Consider the following 13,799-nt stretch of genomic DNA (forward strand, 5'->3'; position numbering starts at 1 on the left):
GTTCCCGAAAAATTAGATGAAGAAACGTTCGAAGGCTTCGCTGGCGCGCTGGACGTTGTCGACGAGGGTTTTGACCTCGGTCACGACGTTGGTCAGGCTGGAGTCGGAACTCAGTGCGCCAAACATGTTGTAGACAATCTGCCCGTTGGGCATGGACTCGATACCGATCGAGGACAGCGGGAACATTTCCCGGCTGCGCAGCACGGCATCATTGAAGGCCGCGACGTCATTGATCGATTCGACATCCACCAGAACGGTGTCGACGATGATCTGATCACCCACCACTGCGATGTAAATCGGCAAGCCGCCAAAATCGTTCATTTCCAACTTGATGCTGGACTCGGAGCCTTGAACAAGGGAAAGCGTGATGTCGTTCGCCACCACTTCGTCGAGGGCCTGAAGGGCACTGAAGAGGCGATCAATGTTCCAGTTGTTACCTGCGCTCATGTAATTCTCCGACATGAATGAGCCAGCCAGAATCGGTTGGCGTAGCTGTTTCTCCATCTGCTTGAGCAGGCTCCGGTTTTCGGGAAGCACCCAAGTTTCGTGTTTCACATACCCGGCGGCACTCAAGCCCGCGCGCATCTGCTTCATGTAAAAGCTGGATGGTTTTTTCACGGACGGTTTCGAGCGCTCTCCCTTGCGGCTCGCTGAATCGGTAACAGACCCCGCAGGATCTGTTGGAGAGCGGCTGTTCATGGTGCTGACCTCACTGCGAAAAAACTCACGCGTGAGAAACACTACAGGGAATACCCAAGCCCCTCAATAGCTCACGCGTGAGATTTTTAATTGTCACAAACGACGGACACCCCCTGTGGGAGCGAGCCTGCTCGCGATAGCGACAGCACGTTCAGCATCAGGGTGTCTGACATACCGCTATCGCGAGCAGGCTCGCTCCCACACTCACAAACGACTCTGGCGCGGCCTTAGGGGTAACTGAAGCTCTTGACCAACATCAACTCCCCCGCCGTGCGCATCGGTACCACGAAGGTTTCCATCTTCTCGCTTGGCGTGCCCTCTTCGGTGATGACGGTGATCTGCGCCGTGGTCAGGGCTTGTGCCGCTTGTTGCTCGCCGTCCTCGTCACTGCGGTAACCGCCGCCGTAGTAGTTCACGTACACCAGGTACTGACCTTTGATCGGCGCGGGCATGGCGATGATTTCCGGGCCGTAGCCGGTGGTGACATCGACGTCGAGCGCGGCGCCGTTGGGGACGACGCGGTCGCCGTACCAGATGTGGGCGCCGTCCGGGGTGACGAGGTGCAGGTCCAGGTCGGTGCCGTCGCTGTCCCAGGTCAACAAGACCCGCAGTTTGGCCGGGGTGGCGCCGCCGCTGGTGTTGAGAAATTGCGTACGGTGGCGTTGCTGGCCGTCGGGGCTGCGCACTTCGATGCTGTTGCTGCCATTGGGGAACGAGAACGGCCGGTCGAAGTGCCCTTGCGGGTCGAGTTTCAGCGGCAGGGTCACGCCATTGATGATGAGTTTGCCCGGCTCGTTACTGTCCTTGGGCGTGCCTTTGATCTGGCCGCTGATGCGGGCGGTGCTGGCCTGGCCCTGAGGTGTGTTGACCGAAGAAGCCGGGTAGTTGACGGTCTGGCTGAAGCTTTCGCCTTCACCGCCCGGCGCGCCGCTGCGCCAGCCGCCGACCGGGGTGTCGAGGTTGATGCCCTCGCCCGCAATGGCCGGCGGCAACACGGCCAAAGCGCAGAACAACAGCAAGGCCTGTGGATAACGGAGTGTCATGGTCTATTCCAGCAAGAGGTGACGGGCGAGCCCTTCGATGTAGGTTTCGTCCTGGCCATTGGGGTGGGCTTCAAAGGCCAGGTGCAAGTATTCGTGGGTCAGGTCGAGGCGGTCTTGCAACGACAGCACACCGCGCACGAAGATGCGCCGGCGTTCGCGGTCGACATAGGGCCGGCCGAAGGCGACACGGCAGACGGCAAACGCGCTGATTTCGTTGTAACCCACTTCACCTGCCAGACGGGGGCGCCAGCCGCGTCGCTGTTTCAACAGCCAGTCCTGAGCGGCGGGCAACGCTTCACAGGACGCCACCGGATTGTCCCAGCGGCTGAGGCTGGCGCGCGGGTAGGCATGCAGCAGGATGGCGTCGTAGCGCTGGCCGGCGCTGGCCTGCTCCACGGCGTGGGCCCAGGACAGTTTGTCCGGGGCGGATCGGTCAGAGTGGTAGGTCACGTCGGTGCCCGCCAGCACCAGATCGCTGGTCCAGGCGGCGATGGCGCGGGTTTGCGGCGTCGCCGGACGTGGGGCGACGCGCTGGCGATGACTGCTGTCATCGATGCTCAGGCAATCGCCGTTACGCTGGGCGTTTTGCAGCAGGTAGCTGCGGATCGCCACGGCCAGGGCCTTGGCCGCTTCGACGGGTTCAGCCTTGGCTTCGCGCTGCAGGACCCGGGCGACGTACTCTTCCCGATCCAGTCGCGCCACCAGTTTGCCGGGCAGCAGAAACAGCTCGCCGTCGCTGTGGATATCCAGTTGGTTGCCATTGGCGAATTCGACACGGTAATCGCCGCGCAACGGGCCTGGGGTGGCCGGCCCGTCACTCGCCATCACCCGCAGCAAGGGATACCGGGCGAACAGGTCAACTTCCACACATCGCCCCGTTTCCGCCGGCCAACGGGACGGCAGCGCCGCCGCCAATCCATCACCGTATGCCTTCAATATCTGCTCGCTGGTGCCACGCCCACCAGCCCACACCGGCGTGCCGTCGGCCAGCCAACCAGCGAAACCACCCTGACGCGATGAAGGATCCTGTTCACCCAGCCAACTCCAGGTCTTGACCCGCAGACGACTGCCCAACTGGCCGACGAGACGCCCATCCGCCGCGTTGAGCACCACGTCCAGCAGTACCCGACGGGCCTGATCCTGAGCCGGCAGCATCGCCAGTGCCTTGAGCAGTTCAACCACGCGTACCTGTTTTTGCGGTTGCAGGCTCGGCAGGTCCAGCAGCCACGACGGCGCTTGGCGGGCCTGCCAGTAATCGCGCCAGTTCGAAGCCGAAAGCCCAAGCCGCTGCGGTTCGAAGTACAGACCGCAGGATTTCACCAACGCCTGATCGCGACCGATGCTCTGCCCGGCGCTACAGCAATAGACTTCCTCTTTGGACTCACCGCGACATTCATATGCCGGTTCGCGAGCGCCGGTGTCCACCAGCCATGCGTAGACAAATAGCTTCCACACACTGCCCAGCGGCGCCTGCAAGGCCTCGGGCAAGGGCTGACGGTCCAGCACCTGGGTCTGGCTCACCCGCAGCAACTGACCGTCGAAAGCCAGGCGCAACGGTTCCTCCTGCGCTGTGGCCAGCGCAGGGATCAAGCACAACAACCACCCAAGCCGCGGCCAGCGCATGTCAGTTGACCGTGACCTGACCGAGCGCCGGTTTCTGTTCCCGAGCCTGATGCTGCGGTGCATAGACCTGGGTGAAACGCACCGGCGGCAAGCTGAACTGGCCCTTCTGGGAGAAGCGCACCAGATGCCGCAGGCGCAGCTCGCCACTGAGGGCGTCCAGCGGCACCGCGTAACCCATCTGACCCGGCTCGAAGCGCGCCTTCTCCAGGGAAGTCGGCTCACTGCCGGCCTTGCCCAGCAACTGGATGCCCCAGGTGGTGCGCTCCACATCGGCACCCGGCGGCAGCGGCACTTCGAGCATGCCGTAGCGCAGCGGCGTAGAGGCCTTGCTGTTGATGATCACTTCATCCAGATAAAGGCTGTCACTGGACAGCGGCTTGCTGCCCACGGCTTCGAGCTTGAAGGTGAAGGCCTCGTCGCCCGGCACCAGACGGGACAAGCGCCGGGTAATGGTCACCGCCATCGGCGTCACGGGCGCTTGCTGGCTCTGGTAGCTCAGTGCCGCTTGCAGCGGGCGCTCCTCGGCGCCGCTTAAGGTCAGCAGGGTCGGTAGCTGCGCGCCCTGCCATTGCCAGTAGGTTTCACCGGTGGCGCCTTGCCGGGCCTTCCAGCCTTCGCCCGGGGTCAGGGCCACGGCGGGCGCGGCCTGCTCGATGCTGCGTTGCAGCCAGGTCAAGGCCAGGGCCCGTTCAAGGGTCGATTGCTGCGGCAGCAGACGTTCGAGCAATGCCTTGGCACGCGCCTGATCGAAGCTTTGCAGTGACAGGCTCAAGGCCTCGACGAACGGCTGGGAGCTGACGTCCAGTTGCTGTTGTGCGGCGTCGAGTTGCCGGCTGAAGGCCTCCGGCAGCGGCACCTTCACCTGCCTGGCGAGGGACGCCGTCAGCATGCGGGCGCTGGCCAAGCCCAGGGCCGAATCCGGCGCGCTCATGACCAGGCTGTCTTCGCCACTGTCCATCACGCTCGAGTCGCCGCCCTCGCCGGCTTTCGCCAGGTCGTCCATCAAGCCGCTGAGCAAGGTGTTCACCGGCAGTTGCATCTGTTTGGCGAACGACAGGATCAGCGCACGCTGCAGCAACGGCGTATCGCCGGCCTGTTTGGCGTAGACCTCCAGCACCCGCTGCCAGTGCTCCGGCGGCAGGCTCAGGTCCAGGGCCTGGCTGGCGTGCCAGTCGGCGTAATAAGCGTAGGCCGTGAGGAACGCATCCGGTTCGCCAGCCTGCCCCCACCAGGTGAAGCTCGCCGCAGGCCCGGCCATTTGCACCAGGCGCAGGCGACTGTTTTGCATGATCAGCCGCAAGCGATCGCGAATCTGCGGGTTCGCCGCCAGCGTCGGGTAGGCGATGCTCAGCGGCAGCAGACGACTGGCAGTTTGCTCGACGCCGCCGTAGGGGTAGCTCAACAAGTCATCCAGGGCCGAACGGAACAGCGCTTGCGGGCTGTCGTCCAGGCGCAGGCGGATATCGCTGGCATCAAGCGGCAGGCTCAGCGGTGTGTCACCGCTCGCCACGTCAAGGCGCTGGCTCTGGGTGACTTGCCAACCGTTGCCAATGGCATTGAGTTGCACGGCCAGGGTGTCCTGGGTTTCGCCATTGACCTGCAACTGCACGTTCAAGTCGCCGTTGCTCAACTCCAGAGACGGTAGCGCCACATAGTTGATGCCGTGCTTCAGGTCCGCCACCACGCGCTGTTCAGTACCGGCGTAACGGATCAGCAGTTCGGCCTTCAACGGTTGTTCGGACTGGCTGAAAGCGAACAGGCCCATTTGCGGTTTGTCACCACTGCGGAACCGGGTCGGGCCGCTCCACTTCAGGTACAGCGGTTTCTCTGAACCGATGAATTGCTTTTTCTGCCCCACCTGACCGTCGTCGGCGATGGCCCGGGCCGTGATGCGCCAGCGAGTCAGGGAGTCCGGCATCTTGAAGGTGAAGCGGGCCTTACCATTGGCGTCGGTGACCAGCTCCGGTTGCCACGCGGCAGTGTCGACGTCTTCACGACGAGGCCGCTCCAGCACTTTGACCCCGCGCTCGCTGCGGTTGGCCTTGCCCGGCGCGCCCGGGCTGCCCGGCAGGGCCACGTCGTAGCTGATGAACGACAGGCTGGCGCTGGTGCGCACGTTGTTGCGGCGCGGATGGTAGAAAAACTGATCGATGGTGGGCGCCACTTCCGGTTGCAGGGCGTAGATCATTTCATCCACGACACTGACGGTCAGGTGCGCCGGGATCGCCTTGCCGACGAACTGGGTGCTCAGGTCCACGGTCACCGTGTCGCCAGGCCGATAAGTGGCTTTGTCGGTAACGATGGCGACGTCGATCTGCGGCGCGACCACCTTGATACCGGCGTTCTGGAAGCTGTATTGGCCACCCTTGGTGTACAGCACCGAGAAGGTCAGGTTCGGCGCAAAAGCGTCTTTCACCGGGATGCGCGCGCGGTATTGAGTGTCGCTGAGCTTTTCCATTTTCAGCCAGTCGCCGCCCTTGGACAGCAGCGCCGTGGCCTCGACCTTGTCCCGCTCCAGTGACAGCAGCGCATCACTGACCGGCTCCGGGAAGGTGATCAGCGCCAGGGCTTCGTCACCGGCCTGATACTGGGCTTTGTCGAGGACGATCTCGACCGTGCCCGGCACGGCCTTGATACCTTCGCCGGTCACCGAATGGCCGGTGGCGCCAATGACTCGACCGTGGTCATCCTTGAGGGTCAGGTTGTAGGTGCCCGGACGCTCGAAGGTCAGGCTGAAGCCCTTGTCCTTGGCCGCCAGTTTGCCTTCGCCGGTGGTCTGGTCTTCCAGCCGCACCCAGGCGTAGCTGCCCGGCGTCACGGCGTTGCTTTGCGCGTTGCCACCCTCGTTGGTGTAGCTGAACGAGACGTTCTCGCCGGCGGCGCTGAAACGCTGGGGCGCGCTCAGGCGAAAGTTCGCCGCGCCACGGTCGATGAGAATTTCCTTGGTGGTCTTGACCCGATACGCCGCGCCATCGCTGGCAAACACAGTGAGCGTATAGCGACTCGGCTTGTCGGCGGCCGGCAGTTCGAGGGTGGCGTTGCCCTTGGCATCGGTGGTCACTTCGCTGCTGGTCAGCTCCACCGGGAATTGCCCCAGGTACTGCAGCTCGTTATCCACCATCGACAGTTGCTGGGCCCGCAGGCTCAGGCTCACCTTGGCGTTGGCCACCGGTTTGCCGTCCGGGTACAGCAGCACGAGAGCGCCCTTGACCGGCTCGCCGGTGCGGTAATCCTGCTTGGCGAGGTTCAGCGCGATTTCGAAGTGCGGCTTGATGTATTCGGCCACGCGAAAGGCACTGCTGTAGAGCTGGTCCTTGTAGCCAAAGCGCAACTCATAACCACCGGCCACGGCGTTTTCCGGCAGCTGGAAACGGCCTTGGGTGCCGGCCTTGGAGTCCAGCTTCAGGGCCAGGGTCTGCAACTCGGTGCCGGTGGCATCCAGCACGCTGACATTGACGTCGGCGGCCGTCGGCTGCACTGAGTCCCGGGCATTCTTGAATTCACGGCCGACAATTTTCAGCGACACCCAGTCCCCCGGCCGATACAGCGGCCGGTCGGTGAAGGCGAACAGCTTGGTGTCGTAGATTTCGCTGTCGTAGTAGAAGTTTTCCGAGACGAATACCCCGCCCTCCTCGTCCTCGCCGATGACAAACGAACGCTCCGGGCTGACGTGCTTGAGGCGCAGCAAGCCGTCTTCATCGGTGGCGCCGCTGCTCATCACGCCCAGGCCGTCGGTCCACAGCACGTTGACCTTGGGCACCGAACGACCTTCGTGTTTACGCGCGGCCCAGACCAGCAGCTCGTCCCCGGCGATCTTGCTCACCGCTACGGTGTTGGAGACAAACACCATGGTGGTGGCCCGGTATTTACCGATCAGTGCTTCGACCAGATACAGCCCCGGTTTCAACTGGCCCAGCGGCACGTAGACGTTGCCTGGCGCGACGCTGATGAATTCACTCGACGAACCCGCCAGGTTGACCCCCGCTGGCGGCTGGATCGGCTTGGCCTGCCAGAGCGGATAACGGAACTGGCTGACCACCGGCAAACCCGGAATCAGGGCGAACTGTGGTTGCGCGTCGTACGGCGTCGGCGCGGCGATGGCGCTGCCCATTTTCAGTTCCGGCACTTGCTCGGTGACTTGCTGACGCGACTCGTAGGAAAACGCCCGCTGCATCACCCGACGGGATTTGCGGTACCAGTTGTCCCACAGGTACGCCAGGGTGTTCGACAGCCCTTCGCCCTTGAACTGGCCGTCGCTGACCACCCGGTGCAGGTTCTTCTGGCGCTTGAGGAAATCCAGCGGTTTTTCGATGCGATAAACGCGGATATCGGCACCGCCGTACGGCTCCATGCGGAATTTCCGATAGTCGCGCCCCGGCGCTTCGAGGCGGACCATGGCTTGCTCGTCACTGGCAAAACTGCTGTCGGCCAGCAGGAAGAAGCTTTCACCGGCCAACGGTGTGTAGCCGCTGGGCTGCACAGTGTCTTCGGCATGAACGATCGGCGCCAGCAACAGGGCCAGCAGCAGGGGCAATTTTGAACACAAGCGCAGCATGCGGGCACCGGTCATTGGGAGAGAAAGTTGAGTCGATAGACGCCGATGAAGTTGGGGTTGGCTGCGTCGGGTATCCATCGGGTGTCCTTCCAGTTCATGAGTTGTTGCAGGCTTGCCGAGCGCATGCCGTTGTCGGTTGGGGTGGTGGTGCCGGTGTGATAGGCGATGTTGCGGCCCATCCAGATCATCAGGTGCTGGTCATCGCCCTGATCGAAGAACATCAGATCGCCCGGACGGGCCTGGGTGACATCCCGGCTCACCAGATGACTGTTGAACTGGATCAGCTTGATGGCGTTGACGTAGGGTCCGACCTTGCCGCCGCCCTGTTGCCACTGCTGGGCCAGACGTCGCTGGGCATCGCTCAGTTCAAGCTCTGGCGGAAGGTAGCGATTGGACAGGCCATTGCTGCGCAACCACTTTTGGTCGTGGACCTTCAGCGCTTCATTGGCCGCAAAGCGCACCAGCCCGGCGCAGTCCTGTTGGTACCAGCGCGGGCTCGGGCCTTTGGTCAGTTGTTCCTGGGCAATACGCACGAACCAGGCGCGAAAGACCTTCGATTGCTGTACATCCAGCGCGGGTGTCTGAGCGGCAAACGCCTGCCCGCCCAGCAGCAGCGCCAGCATCAACACCCATCCGGGGCGGCGGATCAACCCGGTCACAGCGCTTTCCATTCCAGTGGCAACCACTGCCAGTGGCCGTCCGGTTCGCTGTCTTCGGGCAACGTCAGGGCGTATTTGCCGTAGCCGCCAAGGGTGCGCAGCTTCGGAATCAGGTAGGTTTGCGCGGCGTTGTAGAACACCGGCTCCATGTCCTGGGGCAAGCTGTCGAGGGTTTCGCGCTGCATCAGTTGCGCCATGGCATCCGGGCCGAAGTAGACCGGCATCAACAGGTCCTTGGGCACCACATCGGCCATGGGTGGGAACCGTTTGTCGAGGGTGCCGAGGGCCTTGTCCACCAGTTTGTCGTCGAGGGAAAACAACAGGGTCGAACCGTGCCGCGCCAGGCTGACTTGCATGAACGCCTTGCCGGTGATCGACTCGGGCTGCGCGGCGTCCTTGGCCGGGTAAGGGCCGAAGTTGGAGCTGACCTGGCGTTGCCAGCGGTGCATCGGGCCTTCCTGTGTCTCAACAACGGGAAACGCATGTTCGGCCACGTTGTTTTCGTAGGCGCCCACCATCGAACCGAACAGGTTGCCCAGGTCGGCATCGAGCTTGCCGCCGTCATCGTTCAGGTTCGCCACCAGCAGTGGTGTGTAAAGCCGCGAATCGGCGTACCAGCACAGCCCCGCCGCGCCGGCCATGTGCTCGATCATGACCTGGGCCGCGTTGTCGTCGGCACCGAGTTTCACCAGCAATGGCTTCTGTTGTTCGGCGGCCAGGGGCAAAGCGACACAGGCGCTGGCGCCCATGGGCATGGCTTGCCAGATTGGCTTGAAGTCGAAGTCCGGCTGGTCTTCCAGCTCATCCATGGCCAGGAAGCTGTGCCAGCCCTTGTCGTCCATGTCGAAACGCAACCCGGCGAAGTTCGGGATGAAACGCTGATAGCCCATGGCGAGCACGCTGGCATTGACCGAGATGCGTTGCTTGACCTCAGGCGCCTTGGGCAGCAGACCAAAGGCTTCGGGGAAGAGTTTTTCACCGGCCAGCAGCGCTTCGAGGGCCTGGGTCGAGACCATGCCGGGTTCGTCGGTGGGGCCACTTCCCAGGTCGTAGAGCCTGGTCGGATTGGACAACACCACCAGCTTGTCGCCATGGGAAGCGAATACCAGGGCTTTGCTGGCGTTATAGGTGAGTTGATAGACCGGCACCACGTCGCCGGCCACGTTCATCTCACCGAGCTGGCTGAGTTGCGAATCATCCAGCGCCACTTTTGCCAGCGGCTCCAGCACCTTGGCCAGACCACCACGATCCATCACCAGCAGAAAATCCTTGAGCCGCCCGTCGGCGCCGCGCCATAGCGCTACATCGGCCGGCTGGTCGAAAAGCTGCTCGATCAGGCTGTCCTGCAGTTTGAGATCATGCTCGTAGATGATCCGCCGCAGGCTGCCGATCAGCCCGAGGCGGTCGGCATGGGTTTCGTAATAGAAGACGAAATCCTCGGTGAGCGTGGACTTGAGGAACGGCACCGCCAGCAAGTCCTTGGGCAACTGGCTCAGGGAGTGGGCCTCGAGCAGGCCGTCGGGGCGGCTCAGGCCGAGTTTTTCCAACGCCAGTTCCATGGGCGGTGCCTTGGGCTTGGTCATGAACCAACCCAGTCCGGCGGCGACACCGGCCACCAGGCACAGCCCGATCAGCAGCGCCGGCCAGCGGCGCACAGGTTTGGTGGCGGGGGCCGGCGCGGTCGGGGAAGCAGTGTTGTCGCTCATATTCACAAGGGCCTGTTCATCCGTGGAGCGGATACTTAGTAGTTGAAAGTCTTGACCAGCAACAGATCGCCGATGGCGCGCAGGGGCACGACAAAGGTCTCGCGTTTTTCATCGACGGTGTTTTCGTTGAGCACCAGGTTGATCTGCGAGGTGATCACCTCGTTCTGGTTGCTGGTTTCCTCGAAGTTGTAGCCACCGTTGCTGTAGTTGCCCCAGTAGTTCACGTAGACCAGGTAGGTACCGTGCATCGGCGCGGTCATGGTGAACATCTCAGGGCCAGGGCCATCGACGCCATCGGGGTCGAGGCCGCCGCCGTTGCTCAGCGCCGGCCGGCCGAAGAACGCATGCTGGCCGTCGGGGGTGACGATGTGCAGGTCCAGCTCGGCCTTGGGATCGTCCCAACCCAGCACCACGCGGATCTGCGCCGGGGTTCGCTGGTTGTTGGCTTCATAGAACTGCACGCGCTTGAGGGACTGGCCTGCGGAGCTGCGTACCTCGACGCTGTTGGAGCCAGCACCAAAGGCATACGGGCGGGCGAAACGCCCTTCATCGTCGGTATAGAGATTCAGTGGATTGCCGTTGACGGCCAGGCTGTGGGGCGCTCGGGCCGTGCCCATGGCCTTGAGCCGACCCTCGATCATCGTGCGATTGCGCTGCACGCCGCGGTCGATGGGCGGCGTGGGATAGGCCACGCGCGGGTTTTCAGTGCGATCGAGCAAGCCGCTGTAGCGCCAGCCGCCGACGGGCTCCGACAGCTCGGCGGCAGGCTCGGCCCACGCCAGTGGCGCGCCCGCCAGCACGATCAACAATGAAAGAAAACGCATGTCTGCCTCCTGCCATGCATGACCCAACCCGGCGCCCTTCCTCGGCGCTGCCTGTCATTATTCGGGTTACGTCTGAAGGCCCCGCCACAAGGGGCCCGTAGATGCGGCGAAGGTTAGCGATTCGGCGGATTATTCACAATCAGGGAACGCGCGAATCTGTGTGGGAAATCACGTACTGAGGGGGGCGTGAGCCGATTAGCGTGGCTATTCGGCTCACGAAATGAGCCGAATAGCGCTATTATTCGGCTCATTCAACTTTGGACAGGCTTATGGCACCTCACTGGATCTGGCAGCAGCCCGACTGGCCTGATTTTCGCTGGCAGGCAGATGCGTTGGCGCCGCTGCTGCGCGAATGCGTGCAAACCCAGGGTCAACTGCTTGGCATGACTGGCGCGGTGACCGCTTCGCTCAGTGCCCAGAACGAACTGGATGCCCTTCTGCAAAACATCGTGACCTCTTCGGCCATTGAAGGAGAGCAGTTGAATGTGGGCTCAGTCCGCTCGTCTCTGGCACGACGCCTGGGCCTCGAACAAGCCGGCGAAAACCCTGTCAGCCCGCGCAGTGAAGGGTTGGCGAACCTGTTGCTGGACGCCACCCGGCACTTCGATCAGCCCCTGACTATCGAGCGATTGCTGGAATGGCATAAGTGGCTTTTTCCTGATCAGACAGGTGACCTTGCTCATCGTGAGATCCGCGTGGGTTCGCTGCGCGGCGATGATCCTATGCAGGTGGTCTCAGGCAGGCTGGACCGTCCCACCGTTCACTTCCAAGCGCCACCTCGCCAGGGTCTTGAGCACCAGTTGCAAGCATTCATCGACTGGTTCGAGTCCAGTCGTCATCAAGCCGAGTTCGATCCATTGCTACGCGCCGGCATCGCTCATTTCTGGTTTGTCACTTTGCATCCATTCGACGATGGCAATGGTCGCCTGACTCGTACGCTTACCGATCTGGCACTGGCCCAAGGAGAAGCTCAGGCGATCCGTTTCTACGCCATGTCCGTAAGCATCCTGGACGACCGCGCCGGCTATTACCGGATCCTTGAAAGCAGCCAAAAAGCGACACTGGACATCACTGACTGGCTGACCTGGTTTCTGCAAACCCTGTCGCGCAGCCTGCACAAAGCGATGACGCAGATCGAAAGTGTATTGGGCAAGACACGGTTCTGGCAGGCTCATCGCGCCTCAGCACTCACGCCCGAACAGACCAAAGTGCTGAACCGCTTGCTCGATGGTGGTGAACGCGGCTTTGAGCACGGTATCAGCGCGGCTCAATATCAGACCGTGGCCAAGGTCTCTAAGGCAACGGCCACGCGGCACCTTGCAGAGTTGCTGGAAAAAGGTTGTCTGGAGCGATTGCCCGGCGGGGGACGCAGTACCCGGTACCGAATCCATTATCCAGCTGACTGAATCCCCCATGACGAGGGAGCAAGCACTCTCGCCACAAAACGATGCCTCACAAACCGCGCGGGTCCTGCTCTGATTGCCCCAATACCCCATGTCTGCTAGTGTCGCGCCCGTTTAACAGTCAACCGGAATCGCCGCCATGGCCCGCAAAAAAGCTGCACTGGACTTCGAACAATCTCTGGCCGACCTGCAAACGCTGGTCGAGCGGCTGGAGAACGGCGAGTTGTCGCTGGAAGACTCGCTGACCGCCTTCGAGCAGGGCATCGGCTTGACTCGCGACTGCCAGGCGGCGCTGGCCCAGGCCGAGCAAAAGGTGCAACTGTTGCTCGAACGCGATGGTGAGCTGACCGAAGAGCCTTTCGACGCGGACCAGCCTGAATGATCGGCGCTTATCAGGCCGGCAGTCAGGCCCGGGTCAACGCGGCACTGGATACCCTGTTCACCTCCCCAAGCCCTGAGCTGGCGCGGTTGTACGAGGCCATGCGCTACAGCGTGATGAACGGCGGCAAGCGCGTGCGTCCGCTGCTGGCCTACGCGGCGTGCGAGGCCTTGGGCGGCGCCCCTGAACAGGCCAACGGCGCGGCCTGCGCCGTGGAGCTGATCCACGCGTATTCGCTGGTCCATGATGATTTGCCAGCCATGGACGACGACGATTTGCGTCGCGGCCAACCCACCACCCACAAGAAATTCGACGAAGCCTGCGCGATCCTGGCCGGTGACGGCTTGCAGAGTCTGGCGTTCAGCGCCCTGCTGGAGCCGACGCTGAACGATTGCCCGGCGCAGATTCGCCTGGACATGGTCAGCGCCCTGGCGCTGGCGGCAGGCCCGGCCGGAATGGTCGGCGGCCAGGCCATCGACCTCGGTTCAGTGGGCCTCAAGCTGGATCAGAGCGCGCTGGAATACATGCATCGGCACAAGACCGGCGCCTTGATCGAGGCCAGCGTCAAACTCGGTGCCCTGGCCAGCGGTCGGGCCACGCCTGACCAATTGCAAGCCTTGCAAACCTACGCCCGGGCCATTGGCCTGGCGTTCCAGGTGCAGGACGACATCCTTGACGTCGAAAGCGATACCCAGACCCTGGGCAAACGCCAGGGCGCCGATATCGCTCGCGACAAACCGACCTACCCGGCCCTGCTCGGCCTCGAGGCTGCCAAGGCCTATGCCCTGGAGTTGCGCGACCAGGCCTTGAGCGCGCTGCGACCCTTTGACGCGGCGGCCGAGCCGTTGCGCGAGCTGGCCCGATATATCGTCGAACGCCGTAGCTGATACGGGGTCAGACTGCGTATC

At 62.8% G+C, this 13,799-nt stretch carries 10 protein-coding genes; 3 read left to right on the forward strand and 7 right to left on the reverse strand.

What is annotated here, in order from left to right:
* Window positions 1-12 precede the first annotated feature (12 nt).
* The 7 genes from GKKCFE_RS22520 to GKKCFE_RS22550 all read right to left on the reverse strand — a co-directional run bounded on the left by GKKCFE_RS22520 (window position 13) and on the right by GKKCFE_RS22550 (window position 11,109).
* Window positions 13-594: a YjfI family protein gene (locus GKKCFE_RS22520; protein ID WP_092394936.1), complete on the reverse strand. Its 582-nt coding sequence runs from the start codon at window positions 592-594 to the stop codon at window positions 13-15.
* Window positions 595-926: 332 nt separating this feature from the next.
* On the reverse strand, window positions 927-1,742 hold the full coding sequence (locus tag GKKCFE_RS22525) for a YfaP family protein (protein ID WP_445577111.1): 816 nt from the start codon (window positions 1,740-1,742) through the stop codon (window positions 927-929).
* Between the two features lie 3 nt (window positions 1,743-1,745).
* Complete coding sequence (locus GKKCFE_RS22530) at window positions 1,746-3,365, reverse strand: DUF2300 domain-containing protein (RefSeq protein ID WP_445577112.1); 1,620 nt, start codon at window positions 3,363-3,365, stop codon at window positions 1,746-1,748.
* 1 nt (window position 3,366) lies between these two features.
* Window positions 3,367-7,935 (reverse strand): alpha-2-macroglobulin family protein, encoded by a 4,569-nt coding sequence (locus tag GKKCFE_RS22535; protein ID WP_445578063.1) that lies wholly within the window; start codon window positions 7,933-7,935, stop codon window positions 3,367-3,369.
* Window positions 7,932-8,591, reverse strand: coding sequence for a DUF1175 domain-containing protein (locus GKKCFE_RS22540; protein ID WP_047229730.1), 660 nt, complete (start codon window positions 8,589-8,591; stop codon window positions 7,932-7,934). The genes GKKCFE_RS22535 and GKKCFE_RS22540 overlap by 4 nt, the downstream gene beginning before the upstream one ends.
* Complete coding sequence (locus tag GKKCFE_RS22545; protein WP_445577113.1) at window positions 8,576-10,285, reverse strand: DUF2138 domain-containing protein; 1,710 nt, start codon at window positions 10,283-10,285, stop codon at window positions 8,576-8,578. Before GKKCFE_RS22545 ends, GKKCFE_RS22540 begins: the two co-directional genes overlap by 16 nt.
* Window positions 10,286-10,320: 35 nt before the next feature.
* On the reverse strand, window positions 10,321-11,109 hold the full coding sequence (locus tag GKKCFE_RS22550; protein WP_047229732.1) for a YfaP family protein: 789 nt from the start codon (window positions 11,107-11,109) through the stop codon (window positions 10,321-10,323).
* A 269-nt stretch (window positions 11,110-11,378) separates the two neighbouring features.
* Here GKKCFE_RS22550 and GKKCFE_RS22555 point away from each other — a divergent pair, with 269 nt between their 5' ends.
* The 3 genes from GKKCFE_RS22555 to ispA all read left to right on the forward strand — a co-directional run bounded on the left by GKKCFE_RS22555 (window position 11,379) and on the right by ispA (window position 13,778).
* Window positions 11,379-12,515 (forward strand): Fic family protein, encoded by a 1,137-nt coding sequence (locus tag GKKCFE_RS22555; protein ID WP_445577114.1) that lies wholly within the window; start codon window positions 11,379-11,381, stop codon window positions 12,513-12,515.
* Window positions 12,516-12,651: 136 nt separating this feature from the next.
* On the forward strand, window positions 12,652-12,894 hold the full coding sequence (locus GKKCFE_RS22560; protein ID WP_047229733.1) for an exodeoxyribonuclease VII small subunit: 243 nt from the start codon (window positions 12,652-12,654) through the stop codon (window positions 12,892-12,894).
* On the forward strand, window positions 12,891-13,778 hold the full coding sequence (ispA, locus tag GKKCFE_RS22565) for a (2E,6E)-farnesyl diphosphate synthase (protein ID WP_445577115.1): 888 nt from the start codon (window positions 12,891-12,893) through the stop codon (window positions 13,776-13,778). The genes GKKCFE_RS22560 and ispA overlap by 4 nt, the downstream gene beginning before the upstream one ends.
* Window positions 13,779-13,799 lie beyond the last annotated feature (21 nt).

The sequence above is a fragment of the Pseudomonas sp. E141 genome (assembly GCF_052659885.1).